The 21,935-nt window shown below is 73.5% G+C and carries 16 protein-coding genes; 8 read left to right on the forward strand and 8 right to left on the reverse strand.

Going from position 1 to position 21,935, the window contains the following annotated elements; genetic code table 11:
- Window positions 1-138: 138 nt before the first annotated feature.
- Together NFX44_RS12225 and NFX44_RS12230 are read left to right on the forward strand one after the other, a co-directional pair.
- Window positions 139-981, forward strand: a complete 843-nt coding sequence (locus tag NFX44_RS12225) for a C39 family peptidase (protein ID WP_262283633.1) — start codon at window positions 139-141, stop codon at window positions 979-981.
- 102 nt (window positions 982-1,083) lie between these two features.
- Window positions 1,084-1,836, forward strand: a complete 753-nt coding sequence (locus NFX44_RS12230) for an alpha/beta fold hydrolase (RefSeq protein ID WP_262283634.1) — start codon at window positions 1,084-1,086, stop codon at window positions 1,834-1,836.
- Between the two features lie 8 nt (window positions 1,837-1,844).
- On the opposite strand, the gene NFX44_RS12235 is transcribed toward NFX44_RS12230, so the two are convergent.
- The 4 genes from NFX44_RS12235 to NFX44_RS12250 form a co-directional block, all read right to left on the reverse strand.
- Window positions 1,845-3,542 carry a CDP-glycerol glycerophosphotransferase family protein gene (locus tag NFX44_RS12235; RefSeq protein ID WP_262283635.1) on the reverse strand — a complete coding sequence of 566 codons (1,698 nt, stop codon included), beginning with the start codon at window positions 3,540-3,542 and terminating at the stop codon, window positions 1,845-1,847.
- Between the two features lie 22 nt (window positions 3,543-3,564).
- Complete coding sequence (locus tag NFX44_RS12240; protein ID WP_262283636.1) at window positions 3,565-5,118, reverse strand: bifunctional cytidylyltransferase/SDR family oxidoreductase; 1,554 nt, start codon at window positions 5,116-5,118, stop codon at window positions 3,565-3,567.
- 137 nt (window positions 5,119-5,255) lie between these two features.
- On the reverse strand, window positions 5,256-6,056 hold the full coding sequence (locus NFX44_RS12245; protein ID WP_262283637.1) for an ABC transporter ATP-binding protein: 801 nt from the start codon (window positions 6,054-6,056) through the stop codon (window positions 5,256-5,258).
- Entirely contained in the window at window positions 6,049-6,951 is a 903-nt protein-coding gene (locus NFX44_RS12250; RefSeq protein WP_262283638.1) for an ABC transporter permease, read from the reverse strand. The genes NFX44_RS12245 and NFX44_RS12250 overlap by 8 nt, the downstream gene beginning before the upstream one ends.
- A gap of 163 nt (window positions 6,952-7,114) precedes the next feature.
- Between NFX44_RS12250 and NFX44_RS12255 the strand changes: the two genes are divergently transcribed.
- The 5 genes from NFX44_RS12255 (at window position 7,115) to NFX44_RS12275 (ending at window position 13,454) form a co-directional block, all read left to right on the forward strand.
- Window positions 7,115-7,747 carry a TetR/AcrR family transcriptional regulator gene (locus NFX44_RS12255; protein WP_262283639.1) on the forward strand — a complete coding sequence of 211 codons (633 nt, stop codon included), beginning with the start codon at window positions 7,115-7,117 and terminating at the stop codon, window positions 7,745-7,747.
- A gap of 155 nt (window positions 7,748-7,902) precedes the next feature.
- A complete protein-coding gene (locus tag NFX44_RS12260) occupies window positions 7,903-9,012 on the forward strand; it encodes a DegT/DnrJ/EryC1/StrS aminotransferase family protein (protein WP_262283640.1) in 1,110 nt (369 codons plus the stop codon).
- Window positions 9,009-10,037, forward strand: a complete 1,029-nt coding sequence (locus NFX44_RS12265) for a Gfo/Idh/MocA family protein (RefSeq protein ID WP_262283641.1) — start codon at window positions 9,009-9,011, stop codon at window positions 10,035-10,037. Before NFX44_RS12260 ends, NFX44_RS12265 begins: the two co-directional genes overlap by 4 nt.
- Entirely contained in the window at window positions 10,034-11,737 is a 1,704-nt protein-coding gene (locus NFX44_RS12270) for a glycosyl transferase family 1 (RefSeq protein WP_262283642.1), read from the forward strand. Before NFX44_RS12265 ends, NFX44_RS12270 begins: the two co-directional genes overlap by 4 nt.
- Window positions 11,738-11,819: 82 nt before the next feature.
- A complete protein-coding gene (locus NFX44_RS12275) occupies window positions 11,820-13,454 on the forward strand; it encodes a glycosyltransferase family 4 protein (RefSeq protein ID WP_262283643.1) in 1,635 nt (544 codons plus the stop codon).
- 87 nt (window positions 13,455-13,541) lie between these two features.
- Here NFX44_RS12275 and NFX44_RS12280 read toward each other — a convergent pair whose 3' ends face one another.
- The 3 genes from NFX44_RS12280 to wecB are packed head-to-tail and all read right to left on the reverse strand — an operon-like array spanning window position 13,542 to window position 18,188.
- Window positions 13,542-15,665: a glycosyltransferase family 1 protein gene (locus NFX44_RS12280; RefSeq protein WP_262283644.1), complete on the reverse strand. Its 2,124-nt coding sequence runs from the start codon at window positions 15,663-15,665 to the stop codon at window positions 13,542-13,544.
- A complete protein-coding gene (locus NFX44_RS12285; RefSeq protein ID WP_262283645.1) occupies window positions 15,662-17,068 on the reverse strand; it encodes a glycosyl transferase in 1,407 nt (468 codons plus the stop codon). The genes NFX44_RS12280 and NFX44_RS12285 overlap by 4 nt, the downstream gene beginning before the upstream one ends.
- Before the next feature lie 34 nt (window positions 17,069-17,102).
- Window positions 17,103-18,188 (reverse strand): non-hydrolyzing UDP-N-acetylglucosamine 2-epimerase, encoded by a 1,086-nt coding sequence (wecB, locus tag NFX44_RS12290; RefSeq protein WP_262283646.1) that lies wholly within the window; start codon window positions 18,186-18,188, stop codon window positions 17,103-17,105.
- A 520-nt stretch (window positions 18,189-18,708) separates the two neighbouring features.
- Between wecB and NFX44_RS12295 the strand changes: the two genes are divergently transcribed.
- Entirely contained in the window at window positions 18,709-20,562 is a 1,854-nt protein-coding gene (locus tag NFX44_RS12295; RefSeq protein WP_262283647.1) for a hypothetical protein, read from the forward strand.
- 30 nt (window positions 20,563-20,592) lie between these two features.
- Here the strand turns inward: NFX44_RS12295 and NFX44_RS12300 are convergent, their stop codons facing one another.
- Window positions 20,593-21,783: a hypothetical protein gene (locus tag NFX44_RS12300; protein WP_262283648.1), complete on the reverse strand. Its 1,191-nt coding sequence runs from the start codon at window positions 21,781-21,783 to the stop codon at window positions 20,593-20,595.
- Window positions 21,784-21,935 lie beyond the last annotated feature (152 nt).

Here is a 21,935-nt window from a genome sequence, read left to right on the forward strand (position 1 = left end):
TCGCCTGACGGCGACCTGACCCGGCCACCCCCCGACCGCCCGGCCCCCGGGCGCTCCCCTTCCGCGGCGACCCGCCGCCCCGCCAGCGCGCGTGAGAGCTCCTCCGTGCGTGGGGCCGGTGTGTGCCGCGCACGCTCCGTGGAGGAACCCGTGAAGCATCACCTGAAGCGTCAGCTGCGGCGTCTCGTGACCGAGCGCCCGTACCAGATTCTCGCCGGCTCGGCCGCCGCGCTCGTGCTGGCCGGCGGCGCCGGCGCCGCCCTCACCGCCACCGGCGAGGCCCCGGTCCACCGGGAGAACACCGCCGCGGTCGCCGAGCTGGGCTCGCGGCTCGGTGAGGTCGCCAGCCGGGGCGAGGCCCGGGTCGCCGTCCCGTCGCCGTCCGCCTCGCCGAGCGCGTCGCCGTCGGTCGCGAAGGCCGCGGCCAAGGCCACCACCGACCCGGACACCACCCCGAAGGCGAAGCCGAAGCCGCCGTCGACCAAGGTGCTCGACTACACCTACGAGGCGCAGACCGCCTACTGGAACTGCGGCCCGGCCGCGGTGCGCAACGCGCTCAGCGCGAGCGGCGTCGAGACCACCCAGGACGCGATGATCGCCCCGCTGAACGCCGGCGAGAACGGCACCAACTCCGCCGAGGACACCACCCGGGGCCTGAACCAGATGGTCAAGGGCAACCCGTACCGGACCCACATGTTCGGCGGCTCGGCGAGCCCGGCGGAGATGGACCAGCTCCAGGCGGACGTGGTCAAGGCGATCACCGACGGCCGGGGTGTGGTGGTCAACATCGCCGGTGACGCCACCGACACCGACGGCGGCTGGCATTCGTTCCCGGGCGGCCACTACATCGCCGTGGTCGGCTACAAGAACGACGGCCGCACGGTCCGGATCGCCGACTCGGCGAACGCGGCGCTGCCCGCGTACTGGATGAGCACCATCGATCTGGCGAACTGGGCGGCCACGCGGGGCTACTCCGCCTGATCGCAGCTCTCCCGTCGGGCACCGGCTCCACCGAGCCGGTGCCCGACGTCGTCTTCCTGCTGCTCTCGCGCGTCGTGTCCGTCCGGTGGCACACTGCGCCCTATGGGCGACGAGACGGGTACCCGCCAGCTGCTGCTGCTGCACGGCATGGGCGCCACCGGTGAGGTGTGGCTGCCCTGGGCGCCGCTGCTGGAGCGCCACTGGGCGGGGCGCTGGCTCGCCCCCGACCTGGCCGGGCACGGCTGGTCGCCCCCGCTACCGGAATACTCCTTCGAGGCCCTGGCCCGGCGGGTGGTCGAGGGGTTCGGCCCGGTGGCCGAACGGCTCGGTCCCCGGGACCGGCTCGTGCTGCTCGGCCACTCGCTCGGCGGGGTGGTGGCCCTGGCGCTGGCCGCGCGGTCGCGGCGCCTGCCGGTCGACGCGGTGGTCGGGCTCGGCATCAAGGCCGTCTGGTCCCCGGCCGACCTGGAGAAGACCCGCGAGCTGGCCGCCCGGCCAGTGACCTGGTTCGCCACCCGGGACGAGGCGGCCCGCCGCTACCTGCGGGTCTCCGGGCTGGCCGGGCTGTTCGCCCCCGACCACCCCGTGGTGGAGGCGGGGCTGCGCCGCGAGGACGGCCGTTGGCGGCTGGCCATGGACCCGGCCGCCTTCGCGGTGGGGGAGCCCCGGCTGCCGGCGCTGCTCGCCGCCGTCGACGTCCCCGTGCTGCTGGCCCGTGGGGAGCAGGACCCGATGGTGACCGACGCCCAGCTCAAGGAACTGGGCGTCCCGGTCGCCACCCTGCCCGGCCTGGGCCACAACGCGCACGTCGAGGATCCGGCGGCGGTGCTCGCCCTGCTCGACGCGTACCTCTGACCGCCGGGTCAGGCGGCGGGGGAGGGGACCGGCGAGCCGTCGCGCGGGGCGGGCGCGGTCGGGGCCGGCGCGAGCTGCCGGCGGGCGGCGTCGAGGAAGACCTCGGCGTACGACTCGGCCGGGAAGTCGCCCAGGTAGCGGGCCCGGGTGGCCCAGCGCGCCGCCGCCTTCGGGTCGGTGTCCAGCAGCCCGGTCAGCACCTCGTCCACGTTGGACATGTCCCGGCGCAGCACGTAGCCGGAGCCGGCCAGCGGGAACCGCGCGACGAAGTCCTCCCCGTCGACGCCCATGTCGGTGACCGCGTACGGCTTGCCCGAGTAGAGCCAGTCGGAGATCACCCCGGAGACGTCCGAGACCAGGGCGTCGGCCCGGTTGACGCACTCGGTCAGGGTCAGCTCGCGGCTGGCCGCCGCCCCCCACAGGTGCGCCCGACCGGTCCGGGACCGGTCGGCGGCGAGCAGCTCGGTGAGGCGGGCCAGCTGGCGCGCCGAGGCCGGGTTCTGGGTGGTGTACGGGTGCGCCCGCAGGATCACCGTGGCCCCCCGGTCGAGCAGCCGGCGGATCAGCGTCTCGGCCACCGGCAGCGAGCAGTAGTCGGCGTCGGCGTGGTGCCCGGTCCAGGTGGGGGTGTAGAGCACGGTCGGGTGGGGGAGCCCGGTGACCGGCTCCCGGCGTACCTCGATCGCCTCCACCTGGGGCCGGCCGACCACGACGAACTTCTCGGCGGGGATGTCCACGCCGGCCCGGGCGTACCGCTCGATGGCCGCCGGCCCGGCCACGAAGATCTTGTCGAAGATCGCCGAGACCGGGTTGGCGCTGGGCGCCTTGTCGCTGTCGCCGTGGTGCAGCTGCACGTGGGTGAGCTGGGAGAAGCGGATGCAGTGGCTGTTCTTCGCGCCGTGGTTGACGTAGAAGGCCGCGCGCAGGCTCGGCACCAGCGCCTCGTCCATGGTCTTCAGCGTGGGGCAGAAGACCACGGGCGCGCTGGTGGCCGCGGCCACGGTCGGGAGGAACTCGGGCTCGCGCAGCAGCACCAGGAACGGCCGGCCGATCCGCTCCAGGTAGGGCAGCCACATGGTGACCTGGTACTCGGAGCCGGGCGGGGCGGAGAAGTAGAGCAGGAACTCGGGCTGGTGCCGGCGCAGCGCCCGGCCCACCGGGCCGCCGCCGGCCGGCGGCCGGAACCGGCGCCGGGCCAGGTCGAGGCCGACCGCACCGCTGCCCGCCCCCACCAGCAGAGCGGCCACCAGGGCCACCCAGGCGGGCAGTGCCAGGCCGGCGGCGAGTGCCACCAGGGCGAGCAGCACCAGCAACGCGTCGCCGAGCCGGGCGGCGACCAGCGGCGTCCAGGACCGGACCGGCAGGTTGGCCGCCCGGATCTCCAGCGCGCCGGCGTCGCGCAGCGGCCCGACCAGCAGCACCAGGCCGAGCAGGACCAGCGCGGTGGCCGCCAGCGCCGGGTCGAAGCCGGCGTCCAGCCGGCGGGCATAGCCGACCAGGATGCCGGCGGCGACCAGCACCGACTCGGCGAGGCCGTCGGCGGTCGGCCGGACCCGGCGCTCCCAGGCGGCGGCGGCGAGCGCGGCGACCGCGACCGTCAGGCCCCAGCCGGTGGCCCCGGTGAGCGCCACGACGAGGAAGGCCAGCACCGCCAGCCCGGTGGTGAGCACCCGGGCGAGCAGCTTCCGGACCAGGTCACCGCGCATCTGGTTCGTCCCGTCCCGCGGCTCAGGCGTCGATGCCGGTGGGCAGCGCCGACAGGTCCAGCTCGGCGTCGCGCGCCGCCGGGGAGTCGTCGTCCGAGGAACGCGGCGCCGGCTGGGTGGGCACCGCGGCCACCGGCTCGCCGGGCGCCCGGCGGACGTCGATCACCTGGCCGGTCAGCTCGGAGATCAGCACGTCCAGGGAGGCCTGGGCGACAGCCTCGGCGGAGAGCAGCGTGTGCTCCGGCTCCTCGCCGAACGCCTTCGTGCGCATCGGGGTGGCGGTGCGCTCCGGGTTGACGCAGTTGACCCGTACGCCGAACTCGGCCCACTCGTCGGCGAGCGCCTGGGTCAGGTTGACCAGCGCGGCCTTGGTGGCCGAGTAGAGCGCGTAGCGCGCCCGGCCCCGGGTGTAGGAGCTGGAGGTGTAGAGGAGCAGCTGGCCCTTGGTCTGCTGCAGGTAGGGCAGCGACTGCCGGGCGATGGTGACCGGGCCGACGAAGTTGACGTGCAGGAGACGGTCCATCGTCTCCTCGTCCATCTCCGCCAGGGCGCCCTTCTCCAGGATCCCGGCGGTGACCACCACGTGGTCGATCCGGCCGGTCGCCTCGAAGGCGGTCTTCAGCGCGGCCGAGACGTCCTCGGCCCGCTCGACGTGGGTGCCGGTGGTGGAGCGGCTGAACGGGAAGACCTGGGCACCGTAGCGGCGGGCCAGCTCGGTGAGGTCGTGGCCGATGCCGTAGCTGCCGCCGAAGACCACGATGGTCCGGCCGGTCAGCTCCTCGGTGTAGCCGCGGTGGTCGCTGACCTTGGGCACCTGGGCGGCGGCGAGCTGGAAGAGCTTGTCCGCCAGGTGCACGTCGACCGGGTGGGTGACCTTGATGTTCTCGTCCGAGCCGTCGATCACCTTGATCGGCGTGCCGGGCAGGTAGCGCAGGACCACGCCGCAGTCGTCGGTGGCGGCGAAGTCCGGGTCGCCCTCGGCCCGCCGGTACGCCTCACGGATGGTGCCGGAGCGGAACGCCTGCGGGGTCTGGCCGCGCCGCAGGGTGGCGCGGACCGGGATGTCGGTGATGCACTCGTCCTGGTCGACCTGGATGATCGTGTCGGCGGACGGGATGGCCACGTCCACGGCCGAGTAGCTCCAGAGCGCGTTCGCGCACTCGCGCACGATCCGGGCGCTGACCAGCGGGCGCACCGCGTCGTGGAAGAGGATGTTGACGTCGCCCTCGCCGACGGCGTCCAGCGCGATCCGGGTGGTGTCGTTGCGGGTGTCACCGCCCTCGATCACCTTGCTGACCTTGCGGAAGCCCGCGTTGGCGACGATCCGCTCCGCGTCGGGCACGTGGCCGGCCGCCATCAGCACGATGATCTCGTCGATCTCCGGCGCCGACTCGAACACGGCCAGGGTGTGCTCGATGATCGGCTTGCCGGCGATCTTCAGCAGCTGCTTCGGGATGCCCAGCCCCAGACGCGTCCCGGTTCCCCCGGCGAGGATCACGGCCACCGTCCGCGAGGGGCGCCAGGGAGCCGGGCTCGCCGGCGCGGCGTCCGGTGCGGGGGTGCGGTCCTGCGTCATTGCCGTTCCTCACTTCTGCGGGGGGTTTGGGGTTCGGTGACCGGGTGGTGAATTTTGGCCGTCGCCGAGGGAAACCTTAACGCGTACGACGGAGCGCACCGACCCGGGCGACCCCGGGACCGGTGCGCTCCGGACGGCTACTTCTGGTTCTCGTAGGCGTCGCAGACCTCCTGGGTGGGGCCGTCCATCTTCAGGACGCCGCTCTCCAGCCAGATGGTGCGCTCGCAGGTGTCCCGGATCGAGCCGATGGAGTGGCTGACCAGGAAGACGGTGCCGGCGCTGTCGCGCAGCTCCCGTACCCGCTGCTCGCTGCGGGCCCGGAACTTGCGGTCACCGGTGGCCAGCGCCTCGTCGATGAGCAGCACGTCGTGCTTCTTCGCCGAGGAGATGGCGAAGCGCAGCCGGGCGCCCATGCCGGAGGAGTAGGTGCGCATCGGCAGCGAGGCGAAGTCGCCGCGCTCGTTGATCCCGGAGAACTCGATGATCTCCGGCGCCAGCCGCTTGACCTCTTCGGGCGACATGCCCATGGCCAGGCACCCGAGCACCACGTTGCGCTCGCCGGAGAGGTCGTTGAGCAGGGCCGCGTTCACGCCGAGCAGGGACGGCTGGCCCTGGGTGTAGACCGCGCCCCGGGCCGGCGGGAGCAGGCCGGCGATGGCCCGCAGCAGGGTGGACTTGCCGGAGCCGTTGCTGCCGATCAGGCCGATGGCCTCACCCTCGTACGCGGTGAAGCTCACCCCCTTGACCGCGTGCACCTCACGGATGTTCGGCGCGTTGGTCCGGGACACGATGCGCTTGAGGGCGGAGACCGGGCTGGTGCCGCCGGTGGCGCCCTTGTGGATCCGGTAGATCACGTGCACGTCGTCCACCACGACGGTGGGAATGCGTCCCGAGTCCACCACGGCGGCGTTGCCCGCCGGAGACGTGAGGTCAGCCACGGCCGTACTCCTCTTCTCCGCGCCAGAAGTAGACGAACCCGCCGATGCCCATGACGACCGCCCAGGCCACGGCGAGCAGCCAGAGGCGGGCGGGCGAGCTGACCAGGTTCTGCTGGTTGGACTCCAGCAGCGCGTGCCGGGCCAGCTCGATGAAGATCAGCGGGGGGTTGCACTCCAGCAGGCTGGCCGCCCAGGAGGGCAGGTGCTGCCGGAACAGCGTGACCGGGTAGAGCACGCCCGAGGCGTAGAGCCAGGTCCGCATCACGAACGGCATGACCTGCTTGAGGTCGGTGACCTTCGAGCCGAGCCGGGCCATCACCATGGTCAGACCCACGTTGAAGATCGACTGGAGCAGCAGCGTGGGCACGATCAGGAACCAGCGGAAGGTCAGCGGCTCACCGGTCAGCAGCACGATGCCCGCCAGCACCACCATCGACATGAGCAGCTGCTGGAACTGCACCAGGGTGACCGTGACCGGCAGCGCGGCGCGGGGGAACTGGAGGGCCCGGATGAGGCCCAGGTTGCCGGTGATCGCGCTGGTGCCGTTCTGCACCGCGGTCTGGGTGAACATGAAGATGAACACGCCGGTGCAGAGGTACGCGATGAAGTTCGACATGTTCCGGTGCTGCGAGAGGATCACGCCGAAGATCAGGTAGTAGACCGCCGCGTTGGTGAGCGGGGTGAGCACCTGCCAGAGCTGGCCGAGCTGGGTGTTGCTGAACGAGGAGGCGACCTTCGCCCGCGAGTACGCGGTCATGAAGTGTCGGTACGCCCACAGCCGGCGGGCGTACTCGGCCAGTGGCGGGCGTTCCCCGGCGACCCGGAGCCCGTACCGCTGGGCGAGCTGGGCCCGGGTCAGCCCGGATTCGGGGTCGGCCACCGCGGTGTTGGCCATGGTGAGGCGCTCCGATCTTTCGTGCCGATGGGGAGCAGGGAAGTGTGTGTCGCGGCGTGAAAATCTAGCGTGGCCGGGCGGGAAGGTGCCTCGCTGATGCGTGGAAGGTAGTCGAAAACACGTCGGGACGCAACCGTACCGTCGTTGCGCTACATTGTCCCACGTGACGACCGAGAAGAGGCGTGCCCCGGCCGGCGCGGCGGTGCTGCGCGGGGAGATCACCAGTGCCATCCGCGCCGCCGTGATGCAGGAGTTGGCCGAGGTCGGCTACGGCCGCCTCTCCATCGAGGCGGTGGCCCGCCGGGCCGGGGTCAGCAAGACCGCGATCTACCGCCGCTGGCGCTCGAAACTCGACCTCGTGCTGGACATGGTCTCCGCGGCGGCGGGCCGTAACCTGCCGCTGCTGGACACCGGGAGCCTGCTGGGCGACCTGGAGATCCTGCTCCACGTGATGGCCCGGGCGCTCCGTCACCGCCTGGCCTCGCAGATCATCCCGGACCTGCTGGCCGAGGCGGCCCGCAACCCGCAGATCGCGGAGAAGCTCCAGGCGGCGCTGGACGACTACCAGCAGGCCGTCGGCCGGATCCTCATCGGCCGGGCGGTCGAGCGGGGTGAGCTGTCCCCGGACACCGACCGGCGCGCGGCGGTGGACCTGATCGTCGGTCCGGTCTACTGGCGGCTGGCCATCTCCCGGGCGCCGTTGGATCTCGACGAGGTGCCCCGCCTGGCCTCCGCGATCGTCGCGGCCCTCCGGGTAGCATGCTTGGGGCCTGTCCGCGGCGAGGTGGAAGTGTGACCCCCGGGTCCCCGTCCGCGACCCGCCAGTCGATCATGAACACCAGGACACAACTGGTCGGACAATGGGTGCGACCGGGTTGTTTTGAGCATCAACCGCTACCATCCCCCGAAACCGTCCCCCACGTGAGAACCCTGTCGACAGGAGGAAGCCCCATGGTCGGGCCGCATCCAGAGTTCATTCCCCCAGCACGACCGATCATCGGTGAGGCCGAGATCGAGGCGGCTGTCCGGGTGCTGCGGAGCGGCCGGGTCGTGCAGGGCCCCGAGGTCGCGGCGTTCGAGGAGGAGTTCGGCGAGCTGGTCGCCGGGCGGCACTGCGTGGCCGTCAACTCCGGGACGTCCGCGCTCCAGCTCACCCTGATGGCGCTCGGCTTCGGCCCGGGTGACGAGGTCATCGTGCCCTCGTTCTCCTTCGCCGCCAGCGCGAACGCGGTCCGGCTGGTCGGCGCCGAGCCGGTCTTCGTGGACATCGAGCCGGGCAGCTTCTGCGTCGACCCGGAGGCCGTCGCCGCCGCCGTCACGCCGCGCACCGTCGCCATCATGCCGGTGCACCTCTACGGTCACCCGGCGGCCATGGACCAGATCATGGCCATCGCCGAGCGGCACGGCCTCGCCGTGGTGGAGGACGCCGCCCAGGCGCACGGGGCCGCCCTGCACGGCACCCCGGTCGGCGCCTTCGGCACCGCGGGCTGCTTCAGCTTCTACCCCACGAAGAACATGCACGCCCTGGAGGGCGGCATGGTCACCACCGCCGACGCCGAGCTGGCCCGCACGCTGCGGCTGCTGCGCAACCAGGGCATGGAGCAGCGGTACGCCAACGAGATCGTCGGCGCCAACATGCGGATGACGGACGTGGCCGCCGCGATCGGCCGGGTGCAGCTCACCCAGCTCGCCGAGTGGACCGAGCAGCGCCGGGCCAACGCCAAGTTCCTCGACTCGAAGATCACCGGGATGGTCACCCCGCCCGTGGCGGACGCCGCCAAGCACGTCTACCACCAGTACACGGTGCGGGTGCAGGGCAACCGGGACGCGGCCATGGCCCGCCTCACCGAGCTGGGCATCGGCAACGCGGTCTACTACCCGACCCCGATCCACCGCCTCAAGCCCTACCTCGACTCCGAGGGCAAGCCGGGCCCGTGGGACCTGCCGGAGACCGAGCGGGCCGCCGCCGAGGTGGTCTCGCTGCCGGTGCACCCGTCGCTGAGCCCGGCCGACCTGGAGCGGATCGCCGAGGGTGCGAACCTCGCCGGGGGTGCCCGATGAGCCAGGCCCGCAAGCTGCGCGCCGGCCTGATCGGCCTGGGCGCGATGGGGCGCAACCACGCCCGGGTGCTGTCCAACCTCGACGGCGTCGAGCTGGTCGGCGTGGTCGACCCGGCCGGCGACGTGACCGGCACGCTCCGCGCGCCGGTGGTCCCCACGCTGGGTGACCTGCTGGCCATGGGCGTCGACTACGCGGTCGTCGCCTGCCCGACCGCCCTGCACGAGCAGATCGGCCTGGAGCTGGCCGCCAACGGTGTCTGCGCGCTGATCGAGAAGCCGCTGGCCCAGTCCGTCGAGGCCGCCACCAGGCTGGTGGAGGCGTTCGAGTCCGCCGGTCTGGTCGCCGGCGTCGGCCACATCGAGCGCTACAACCCGGCGCTGCAGAGCCTGCGTACCCGGCTGGAGGCCGGCGAGCTGGGCGAGGTGTTCCAGGTCGTCACCCGGCGCCAGGGCCCGTTCCCGCACCGGATCGCCGACGTCGGCGTGGTGATGGACCTGGCCACCCACGACATCGACCTCACCGCCTGGGTGACCGGCAGCGAATACCGCTCCGTGTCGGCCCGGACGGTCTCGCGCAGCGGCCGCCTGCACGAGGACATGGTCGCCGTGGTGGGCCAGCTCGCCGACGGCACGATGGTCAACCACCTGGTCAACTGGCTGAGCCCGCTCAAGGAGCGGTCCACCGTGGTCACCGGCGACAAGGGCTGCTTCGTCGCCGACACGCTCACCGCCGACCTGACCTTCTACGCCAACGCCGCCATCGACACCGAGTGGGAGGCGCTGCGCGCGTTCCGCGGCGTGGCCGAGGGCGACATGGTGCGGTACGCGATCCCGAAGCGGGAGCCGCTGCTGGTCGAGCACGAGCGCTTCCGGGACGCCGTCGAGGGCAAGCAGAGCGACATCGTCACCCTGCGGCAGGGCCTGCGTACCGTGCAGGTCGCCGCCGGCCTGCTGGAGTCCGCCTCGGACGGCAAGGTCGTGTCCGTCGCGTCCAGCGGCAGCGGCGTGGAGCCGGCACTGCGATGAGCCCGGCGCCCGTGCGGCGGACGGTCTCCGCGGTGAAGCGGCGGCTCCCCCGGCGGTGGCGCATCGCGCTCCGCCGGGCCGCCGCCGGCGACCGGCCCTGGGAGACTCCTTCGGTACGTGAGCTCTGCGAGCTGCCCACCACCGTGCCCCTGCTCGTGCACGCGGGCGGGGTCACGGCGGACCGGGCGCTCGGCGGCATCCTCGCCGCCCTGGTCCGCCTGCCCCAGTTCCACCTGGCCCTCGTCCGCGCCGAGACGGAGCGGGCGGCCGTGCGGGAGCTGATCCGCCGCGCCGGCAAGGCGGGCCGGCGGGTGCACGAGGTGCCCCGCCCCGCTCGGCTGACGCCGGCCTTCCTCGCCTCGGCCGACCTGGCCGTGCACGGGTTCACCGAGGAGGCCGGCGACGCGTCGCCGGCGCCCGCCGTGCTCGACGCCTACCGGGCCGCCGGGCTGCGGATCGTGGCCGGCAACGCCCGGCCGGTCCGCGAGTACCTGGCCCGGCACCACACCGGCGACCTGTTCGCTCCCGGCTCGGTGCCGTCCTTCGTGAAGGTCGTCGAGCGGGTGTGGGAACACGCGCCCGAGGCGGCCGGTGCGGCGGAGACGCCGGAGGCGGCCGTCGCGCCGGTCGAGGCCGGCACGCCCGGTCCGTGGCGGGCCCTGGGCGCCGGTCCGGTGCGGCTCGGCCTGGGCACCGCCAACTACGCCGGTCAGCTCTCCGCGCTGGCGGCCGCGATCAGCGCCGCCCGCCGGGACGTGAGCGTGGAGCTGGTCATGGCCAAGCCGCCGGCCACCTACCGGTACCCGGCGGACCGCTACCTCCACTTCCCGGCCGAGCACCAGCTCGACGTGCAGCTGGAGCAGGCCCGGCGGGTGCTCGGCGCGTACACCCACCTGATCGTCGACGCCTTCCGTCCGGTGCTCGGCCGGCTCAACGGCGACGACATCGGTGCCGACCTGCCCGCCCTGCGCCGGGCCCGGATCAAGGTCGCGCTGCTCGCGCACGGCAGTGAGATCCGCCACCCGGGCGCGCACCTGGAACGGCACGCCGAGTCCGCCTTCCGGGACGCCCCGGAGGACCTGCGGGAGCGGCTCACCACGGTGGCCGAGCGGAACCGGCGCATCGCCGAGGAGAGCGGCCTCCCGCTCTACGTGACCACCCCCGACCTGCTGGACGACGTGCCCTTCGCCACCTGGGCGCCGCTCGTGGTCGACGTCGACGGCTGGCTCTGCGACCGGCCGGTCCTGGAACGGGCCCGCCCGGTGGTGCTGCACGCGCCGTCCAACCGCTGGACGAAGGGCACCGACCGGCTGCTGCCCGGGTTGCAGGAGCTGCACGACCGACGGATCATCGAGTTGCGCCTGGTGGAAGGGTTGCCGTACAGCGAGATGCGCCGCCTGGTGCAGGATGCCGACATCGTCGTCGACCAGCTCGTCATGGGCACCTACGGCACGTTCTCCTGCGAGGGGATGGCCGCCGGGAGGGCGGTGGTGGCATACCTCAGCGAGGGGGTGCACCGCGCGGCCGGCATCCAACCACCGATCGTGAACGCCACGCCCACCACCCTGGTGAAGGCGATCGAGTCGCTGCTCGACGACCGTGCCGCCGCGGCGGCGCTCGCCGCCGAGGGGCCCGGTTACGTCCGCCAGCACCACGACGGTCGGCGGACCGCCGAGGTCTTCGACGCCTTCCTCCGGTGACCCCGCGCCGGTCGTCCCCGGACGACCGGCGCAGGGTCACCGGACCGACCGTGTCAGACCCGTCAACGAGGAGAAGCACCCCATGCGAGCTGTGCCGTCCACCGACGCCCCACCGACCCGGGGGCGGGTGGTGATGCTGGTCGACAACGGGGTCCACGGCGACTCCCGGGTGCAGAAGGCCGCCCGGTCGGCGGCGGAGGCCGGCTGGGAGGTGATCCTGGTCGGCATCCTGAAGGGCGCCGGCGCCGAGGAGAACTGGCGGATCGGTGACGCCGAGGTGCGCCTGATCCGGGTGCCCCGGCGGCTGCCGCACCCGGTCACCTACCGCCGGGCGCTGCTGCGCCGCCCGCTGGCGTACCGGCCGGGGCCGGAGTCGAAGCGGAAGCAGAACAAGCTCAAGGCCCGGCGGGACGACCTCAACTTCCGGCTCTCCGAGATCAAGGTCCAGCGGCAGGCCGGCGGGCCGCGCTGGGCCGAGCTGGCCGGCAAGGCCCGGCTGGCCGCGCCGTACTTCGTCAACAAGGCGACGATGCAGTGGGTCAAGCTGCGCTCCCGCGAGCTGAAGCGCCTCCAGGAGCACCAGCAGGACCCGAACTCCCGGCTGGACCGGGCGGCCCTGCGATTCTGGCAGGCCCTCCAGGGTGACCGGGCCTGGCGCCGCCTGGACCCGGAGCTGTGGGACTTCGAGCTGGCCTTCGCGCCGGTCGTGGACGAGCTGGAGCCGGACCTCATCCACGCGCACGACTTCCGGATGCTCGGCGTCGGCGCGCGGGCCGTCATGCGGGCCCGGGCCGGTGGCCGGGACGTCAAGCTGGTCTGGGACGCGCACGAGTTCGTCCCCGGCATCATCGGCCGGCCCACCAACCTGCGCTGGCTGCCGGCCCAGATCGCGTACGTGCGGGAGCACGCGCCCTACGCCGACGCCGTCATCACCGTCTCCTCGACGCTGGCCGACCTGCTGCGGGAGACCCACGGCCTGCCCGAGCAGCCGGCCGTCGTGTTGAACGCCCCGCCCGCCGCACTGACCCCGGAGCAGCGGGCCGTGCCGGTGCCGGACATTCGGGCGATGTGCGGTATCGACGCCACCACCCCGTTGCTGGTCTACTGCGGCGGCATCAACCCGTCGCGCGGGGTGGACATCATGATCCGCGGCCTGACCCGGATGCCCGACGCGCACGTGGCGCTGGTGTCGGTGCACCCGAACGGCCGGGTGCCGATCATGTACGAGCTGGAGGAGCTGGCCGCCGAGCTGGGCGTCGCCGACCGGGTGCACCTGTTGCCGTACGTGCCGCACTGGCAGGTGTCCGCCTTCGTGGCCCCCGCCGACCTCGGCGTCATCCCGATCCACCACAAGCCGAACCACGAGATCGCGCTGATCACCAAGTTCTTCGAGTACGCCCACGGCCGGCTGCCCATGGTGGTGAGCGACGTCAAGACCATGGCCGAGGCGACCCGCGCCACCGGCCAGGGCGAGGTGTTCCGGGCCGAGGACCTGGACGACTACCTGCGCGCGGTGCGGGCGGTGCTGGACGACCCGCAGCGGTACCGCGCCGCGTACGACCGGCCCGGCGTGCTGGAGCAGTGGACCTGGGAGGCGCAGGCCCGGGTGATGGACGACGTCTACGCCCGCCTGCTGCCGAACCACCCGAAGGCGGTCACCCCGGCGGACGCCGCTCCGTCCGTGCCGGCACAGCGGTCGGCCGTGCCGGTCCGCTGACCACCGGAGACAGACGAGAGGGGCCCGGCCGACCGGCCGGGCCCCTCTCGTTCGCTCGGTGCCGCCGCGCCCCGCGGGCGGAACGGCTCAGTCGTCCAGCAGCAGCCGGTCGTAACCGGACTGGGTGACGGTCCAGTCCCACGTCTTGAGGACGTGCTCGGACGCGGCCCGACCGGTCTCCGCCCACCGCTCCTCGGTGGCCGTGGCGGCCAGGATCCGCTCCGCGGCCTCCTCGGGAGTGGCCGCCACCCAGTCGGCGGGGAACAGGGTGCGGGCGCTGTGCGGCTTCCCGGCGAAGAACGGCCAGTCCCGGACCACCGGCACCGCCCCGCTCGCCGCGCCCTCCACCAGACCGCAGTGGAAGCTCTCCCGCACCGAGGCGCTGAGGATGACCCCCACCTCCTGAAGCGCGGTGGGGACGTCGTCGGTCTGCCCGTACCGCCGGACCGCGCCGAGCGGCTCCAGCTCGGCCAGGTCCCGGCTGAACAGCTTGCCGTAGTCCTTGGCCGGCTTGCTGGTCCGGTTGTTGAAGTCGCTGCCGATGAGGATGAGCCGGTAGCGCTCGTCCCGCTCGCGCAGCCTCCGCAGCACCTCGATCGCCCAGCGCGGGTCCTTGGCCACCGAGCTGAACCCGACCATGCCCAGGGTGAACCGGGCGTCCGCCGGCTTCGAGCGCGGGTAGCGCTGCAGGTCCATGGCGTTGTCGATAACCCAGAGGCGGGGGCCGTCCGCCTCGGTGAGCTGGGGCAGCACCGCGGTCGACAGGTCCTTCAGGTGCTCGGAGACGAAGACGACGTCGTCGACCCGGGAGAAGTCCACGAGGTGCGGCCAGAAGTTGAACGCCTCGAAGCTGTGCAGCCGCACGATGATCCGGGCGGTGCCCGGGTCGTGCAGCGTGAACAGCGCCGCGGTGGCCTGGCACCAGTCGACGAAAATGGTGTCCGCCCAGTCCAGGTGCGGCCGCAGCCACTCCTCGATCTTGGCGCCGTACGACGACTCGCCGGCCAGCAGGTGCTCCATGACGGCGCTGCCGCTCAGGGCCAGCGGGCGGGTCGCCGGGTCGTCGTAGAGGTCCAGGAACCGGACCTCCACGTTCGGCATCGCCCGGTAGCGCTCCAGGATCTCCTGCAGAAAGTTGTCGTTGATCAGCGTGGTGACCAGCAGGCGCAGCGGCCGGTCGGTGGGCGCCGGAGCGGCCGGTGCGAGCCGGCCACGCTTCGCCGACAGCTTCCGGGCCGCGGTGCTCTCCCGGAACGGCGCCAGGAACCCGCCCGGGTCGTCGCTCATGGGCGAGGAGAGCCGGTCGAAGTGCAGCACCCGGTTGGAGGCCAGGCTCCACGCCCGGGACACCGCCGCGGCGGCCTTCTTGCTGTCCTTGGGCAGCCGGCTGTCCGCCAGCGCCAGCTGGGCCCGGATCGCGTCGTGCAGGCCGGTCGGCACCCGGCCGGCCGACAGCTCCGCCTGCGCCGCCTTGGTCAGCACGTCCGCGCGGGTGCCGGCGCTGGTGATCCGGTTCACGGCGGCGGACGCGGCGCGGGCGGCGACGGCCGGCCGGCCCGCCTTCACCGCGCTGTCGTGCAGCCGGACGGCGAGCTTGCTGCGCAACCGGTCCGGCACGCGGGGAGCCGCCACGGCGCGGGTCCAGAACCAGGCGCCCGCCGGGTTGCTCATGACCGTCTGGCCGGTGGCCTTGCGCAGCGTGGTCCGGACGGTCTGCACGGCCGCCCGCCGGGCGCCGCGGGCGCCGATGCCCGCCGCCGCGGAGACCTGACGCTCCAGCCGCCGGCCCATTGACTCGGTCCGTCGCGCGTCGAGCGCCTTCTGCGCCGGCACGAGCCCGTAGCAGGCGCTGGCGCCGGTGTTGCGCTGCGCCATCTCCCACACCGTGTGCACGGCGCGGGCGTCGAGCGCCACCAGCACGTCCGCCTTCCGGTAGCGCTGCCGCAGCCACGGGTTGCGCCGGGCGTGCAGCCACACCTTCCGGTTGGCCGGCGCGCGGCCGAGCGCCTTGCGGAGCCGGGCGTCCCGCTTCTCCCCGGGTACGGCGAAGGTCCGCACCTCCGCCAGCGCCGGGTCGACCGGCAGGTCCGCGCTGTTGAAGAAGCAGGCCACGGTGACGCTGGCGCCCTTGGCGCGGAAGCGTTCGAGCGCCTCGATCAGGACGGCCGGCTGCTTCGGCGCGGTGGCGGCCACGATGAGCACGGTGGTCACAGCTGGACATCCTCCGTCGAAGCGGCCGGTGCGGAAGCGCCGGCCGTGGTGGGCTGGACGAGCTCGGTGAGGTGCCGGACGGCGGGGCCGAGGACGGCCGGCCGGGCGAACCGGCGGGCGAGTTCCCGGGCGGTCGTCCGGTCGGCGTCGGTGGCCTTCAGGGCCATCCGGGCCGCCTCGCTGAACGAGTGGGCCAGGCGGTGCGGGTCCAGGCCGACGGCTCCCGTCCACAGCGGATGCCCGGCCAGGATGTTCGTCGCGTCGTGGTCGACGTCGTGGGCGGAGAGCACCGGCAGGCCGGTGGCCATGAACTCGTAGACCTTGCCGGAGGTGACGAAGCGGCCGCCGACCAGCATGAGGACCAGGGCGTCCCACGAGCCGTAGGTCGCCGCCAGGTCGGCCTTCGGGACCGGGCCGCCGAAGCTGACCCCGTCGGCCGCGGCCTCCTTGAGCAGGTCCATGTGGCGGTTGGCCTCGCGGGCGGGACCGGCGCCGATGTGGCCGCGCACCTCGAACCGGGATCGCGCCACCACCGGGTCGTCCCGCCGGGCGATCCGCCAGCCGTCGAGCACCGACTCGAGGAAGGCCGGCGTGAAGTTGACCGAGCCGAGGTAGCCGAAGGTCAGCCCGGCGGCCGGATCGGGCGACCGGCCGCTGACGTCGGGCAGGCTGTCCTCGTCGTAGCCGTTGCGCACGACGTGCACCCGGTCGGCGAGGTGCGGGTACCGCTCGCGGTAGAAGCCGGCGATCGGGTCGTTGACACACCACACCGCGACGGCGTGTTCGAGCACCTTGGACTCCCAGCGGCCGGAGACCGAGTCCCGGGTGAACGCCTCGCCGCCGCCGATCACGTCCAGCGACCAGCCGTCCCGGAAGTCGACCGCGTAGGGAACCTTGTGCTCCTCCCACAGCTTCCAGGTGGCGGCCAGGTTCACGTAGGGGGCGCAGGAGGCGAGCAGGAGGTCGGCGGGGTGTTCCCGGTGCACCCGCAGCACCGCCTGCTCCAGGTCGTACCGCCACCCGCCGAAGACCGGCTCGGGGAAGGCCTTCTGCTCACGCTGGCGCAGCCGCTTGATCCACCCCGCCGGGTCCAGCGAGCGCTCCTCCGAGAAGGCCCGGATGTCGGTCTCCAGGTCCTCCCGGATCAGCGGCAGCTCGACCACCTTGACCCGCGGGTCGACCTTCTCGGAGAGGGTGTGGTCCAGGCCGTACTCCCGCTCCCAGGCCTCCTGGCAGATGGTGATGACGGTGATGTCCCAGCCCAGCGCGACGAACTGGTTCGCCGTCTCGCGCAGCCGGTAGGCGCTGCTCTTCGCCGCGGGCGGAAAGCCGATCGCCAGGTAGATGGCGTGCGGCCGCCGCCCGCCGCCGGACCGGGGGAGGGGGAGAAGTCGATTGCTCATCGCAGGTAGCCGATCGTGAAGAGGGGACGCGCCGTCATGCCAGGTGCCGGCGCAGCGTCTCGGCGACGCGGTGGGCCGCCCGACCGTCGCCGTACGGGGTGCCGCGGGACGCCTCCGGGGCGGGCCGGGTCGCCGTCGCCGCCCACCGGGCGCCCAGCTCGCGCGGGTCCGGGACCAGCACGTTCCAGCCGTCCGCGAGGGTCTCCACCCACTCGGTCTCGGTCCGCAGCGTGGTGCACGGGCGGTCGAGCAGGTAGGCCTCCTTCTGGAGGCCGCCGGAGTCGGTGACCACGCCGACCGAGCCCCGCACGGCCGCCACCATGGCGGCGTACGGCAGCGGGCGGGCGGCGTGCAGCGAGCCCCGGGACAGCTTCAGGCCGTGCTCCTCGGCCCGGGCGACCAGCCGCGGGTGGGCCAGCAGCGCGACCGGCACGGGCAGGTCGGCCAGCGCGTCGAGCAGCGCGGCGAGCCGCTGCGGGTCGTCGGTGTTCTCGGCGCGGTGCAGGGTGGCCAGCAGGTACGGGGCGTCCGGGTCGACACCCTCGGGCAGGGCCGGCCGGGGCAGGCCGCCGCGCGCCACCTCGTCCCGGACCCGAAGGCAGACGTCCACCATGACGTCGCCGACCAGCTCGGAGCGGGACGCCAGGCCCTCCGCCGCCAGGTGCCGCATGGCCTCCTCGGTGGGGGCGAGCAGCAGGTCGGCGGCGTGGTCGGTGAGCACGCGGTTGTGCTCCTCCGGCATGCGCCGGTTGAACGAGCGCAGCCCGGCCTCCAGGTGCGCCACCCGCAGGTGCTGCTTCACCGCCGACAGGGTGCCGGCCAGGGTCGAGTTGGTGTCGCCGTAGACCAGGACCCAGTCCGGCCGCTCGGCGGCGAGCACCGGGTCCAGCGCCGCGAGGGTGTTGCCCGTCTGCACGCCGTGGCTGCCCGAGCCGATGCCCAGGTGCACGTCCGGGTCCGGGATGCCGAGGCCGGAGAAGAACACGTCGGACAGGTCGGCGTCGTAGTGCTGACCGGTGTGCACGATCACGTGCTCGCACCCGTCCTCGGCGAACGCCGCGGCGATGGGCGCCAGCTTCACCAACTGCGGTCGGGCGCCGACAATGCTGACGACCTTCACTACGTGACTCCTCGTGATCTGCGACGGGGACGACGGGTGGATTGGGCGCCGCCCCGGCGGTGGGGCCGGGGGCCGTGCTCACCCCGACCGGCCGGTCGCGGAGGCCCGGGTCGTGGGCGGGCGGCCCTAGGAATAGTAGTGCCCCGGCCGGTGACGGACGACGGACGCGGTGGCGGTCGGCGGCGAATCGTGCGCAGCGCCACCGGGCGGTTCCGGTCATCGGCGCCGGAGCAGGGCCGATGGCGACGAGCGGCGCGGCGCGGGACACAGCGCACCACCCTAACCGACGGTGCCCGCCGCCGGCCCGCACCGGCCCCGTGGCGCCGGGCGGGATCCGGCCGCAGGGGCCGATCCGCCGAGGTGGGACGGGCCGGGCGACGGGCTCCGTTCGCGGTCCCGACGGCGGATCTTCGTCGACCGTTCACGACCCGCCGGTCGGTGCCGCGCCACGCCGGGACGCGCGGTCCCGCGTGGCGATCCTGGCCAGGGGCGTCCCGGCGCGTGCGTAAACTACGGCGCCATGACCGCTCCGGGCCCCGACATCCGTACCCGCGCCTCCGCCGGCACCGAGCCGGTGACCGCCGAGGCCGCCGGGCGGACCGAGCCGCCGGTGGACGCGGCCGAACGCCCGGACGGCGGCACCCGCTGGCGCCGGCTGCGCCCGGACCTCCTGGCCGCCGCGGTCTTCCTGGCCGGCGCCTTCTGGGTGACCGCCCGCGGCTGGCGCGACCCCGCCGGCCAGCTGCTCGGCAGCCGCCCCAACGACCAGGGCTTCAACGAGTGGATGCTGGCGTACGCGGCGCACGCGGTCAGCCACCTGGAGAACCCGTTCTTCACCACGCTGCAGAACGCCCCGAGCGGCGTGAACCTGATGACCAACGTCGGGATGCAGCTGCCCGGCCTGGTGCTGGCACCGGTCACCCTGCTGTTCGGCGCCTCCTTCTCCTACCTGCTGTTCATCACGCTGAACCTGGCCGGCACCGGGTACGCCTGGTACCACGTGCTCTCCCGGCACCTGGTCCCGTCCCGGGTGGCGGCGTTCGCGGGCGGCCTGTTCTGCGCCTTCGCTCCGGCCCTCGTCTCGCACAGCAACGGGCACCCGCACATCACCGCCCAGTGGCTGGTGCCCTTCATCGTGTGGCGGGTCGTCCGCCTGGCCCGCGACGGCCGCCCGGTCCGGGACGGCCTGGTGCTCGGCGGCCTCGTGGTGGCGCAGTTCTTCGTCAGCCTGGAGATCCTCTTCCTGCTGGCGCTGGGCTGTCTCATGCTGGTGGTCGGCTACGTGATCTTCCGGCCCCGCGAGGCGCTGCGGCGGGTCCGGCCGGTGCTCGGCGGGCTCGCGATCACCGGCGTGCTGGTCGCCGCGGCGGCGGCGTACCCGCTCTGGATGCAGTTCGCCGGGCCGCAGCACCGGGTCGGGCACCCCGGCGACCCGGACGACTACGCGCTGACCCTCGGCTCGTTCGTGCGCTACGCCACCGAGTCGGTGGCGGGCAGCCCCACCAGCGCGCTGCACTGGGCTCCGAACACCACCGAGCAGTCGAGCTTCTACGGCTGGCCGGTGGTGGTCCTGGCGCTTCTCGCCTGCTGGTGGCTGCGCCGGGAGATCGCCGGCCGGGTGCTCGGCGTGGTGATCGCGATCTCCGCGCTCTTCTCGATCGGCACGACCTGGACCTGGGGCACCCGGCGTACCGCTGTCCCGGCACCGTTCGCGCTGGTGAGCGAGCTGCCGGTGTTCGACTCGGTGGTGGTCTCCCGGTTCGCGCTGATCACCACGGCGGCGCTCGGCGTGCTGTTCGCGCTCGCCGGGGACCGCCTCGTCCGGATGCGGGCGACCGGCGCGGGCAGGGCCCGCCTGGTTCCCTGGCTGGCCGCCGCAGTGGCGCTGGCGGCGCTGCTGCCGGTCCTGCCGACGCCGCTGGAGGCCCGCAGCCGGGTCCCCGCCCCCGACTTCGTCTCCAGCGGCGCGTGGAAGGACCACGTGGCGCCCGGCCGCACCCTGGTGCCCGTCCCGGTCAACCAGATGACCTCGGTGTACTGGAGCTCCGCCGGGCTGGTCGGCTTCGCCGTCCCCGAGGGCTACTTCCTCGGCCCGGTCTCCGCGACCGACGCCACCGGCCGGTGGGGCGTCGAACCGCAGCCGACCGCGAAGCTGCTCACCGCCGTCTCCCGGGGCGAACGGGACACCCGGGTCGACCCGGCGGAGATCGCCCAGGCGCGCGCCGACGTCCGCTACTGGAAGGCCGACGCCGTGGCGCTGCCGGTGGGCGCCCGGCGGCACGACAACCTGAGGAGCGTGCTGGACGCCCTGTACGGCCCGGGGCGGCAGGTCGACGACGTCTGGCTGTGGGACGTGCGCCCGTTCACCCGGTGACGGGCGTCCCCGCCCGCACCGGGTGACCGGTCACGGCGACTTCGTCCAGATCAGCAGCAGGTATCCGCCGAAGTAGGCGGAGAAGATGGTGGCCGCCACCAGCACGGTGACCGCCCGGGCCCAGCCGGCCCGGGCCAGACCCGCCGCGACCGGGAGCAGCAACGCGAACGCCGGCAGCAGGAACCGCGCCTTGGCGTGGTAGTAGCCGGCGGCGCCGAGCGTGGTGACCAGGAGCAGCCCGCTGTAGAGCAGCAGCTGCCAGGGCTGCCGGTCGAGCAGGCTCAGCACGAACAACATCACCGCCAGCAGCGACACCACGCTCACCACCAGCATCTGCGGCGTGGTCGTCTCGGCGAGCACCTCCTGGCCCCGGCGGACGGTGTACGCGCCCAGGTCGAAGGTGCTGCCCCAGCCGGCGGACTGGATGTGGAACCAGCCGTCCGGCCGCCCGGTCTGCGTGCCCACCCAGGCCAGGTAGCCGAGCCAGCCGGCGGGGGCGAGCAGCATGGCGACCCAGGGCCGCCAGCCGTCCCGCCGCCGGACGATCGCCACGAGCGCGGCGAGCCCCACCACCGGGATCAACGACGAGGCGGTCGGCCGGGTCAACCCGGCGAACAGGCACAGCACGCCGGCGGTGAGCCACTGGTTGCGCAGCAGCGCGTACAGCGTCCAGACCGCCAGGGCCGTGAACAGGCTCTCGCTGTAGGTCATCGACTCGACGATGGCGTGCGGCAGCGCGGCCCAGAGTGCGGCCAGGATTACACCGGTGCGCCGGTCGTGCAGGTGTGCCCCGATCGCGAAGAGCCCCCAGGCGGCGGCGAGCCCGGCCAGCCACGCCACGATCAGCGCCGCCTCGCGGGGGCTGAACGGGCTGATCCGGTCCAGGACGCCGGTGAGGCCGGGGTAGAGCGGGAAGAACGCCATGTCGCTCTGCGTCTTCACGTACCCGTCGTAGCCGTGCTGGGCGATCGAGAGGTAGTAGGTGCCGTCCGACTTGCTGAGCCGCTGCTCGGGGGAGAGCCCCAGGTTGCGGGCCCAGACGTACACGGTCAGCACCCCGACCAGACGGATCACGGCGTAGGCCGCGAGCGCGGGCAGCGCGGCCCGGCCGGCCGCCGTCAGCCGGCGGCCGAGGCGGGGACGATCCGGGAGGGGGCTCGCCTGTGTGGCCGAAGGGGGCGGCGTCGGCCGGCTCGGCTCCTCGGTTGTCACCATGTCCATACTGCGATCCTGTCCGCGCTGAGCTGGGGTGATCCGACGGCGGGCGCGGCCCGTCGGAGAGGCTCGACGCCGGCCCGGCCGGGGAACTGGCGAGGTCGCCGGTCGTTGAACAGCATGGAGGGTAGCAATCGGCGCCGGAGGCCGCGGACCGC

Origin of the sequence: Micromonospora sp. MA102 (assembly GCF_025460765.1) — a bacterium.
Taxonomy (GTDB): domain Bacteria; phylum Actinomycetota; class Actinomycetes; order Mycobacteriales; family Micromonosporaceae; genus Micromonospora; species Micromonospora halotolerans.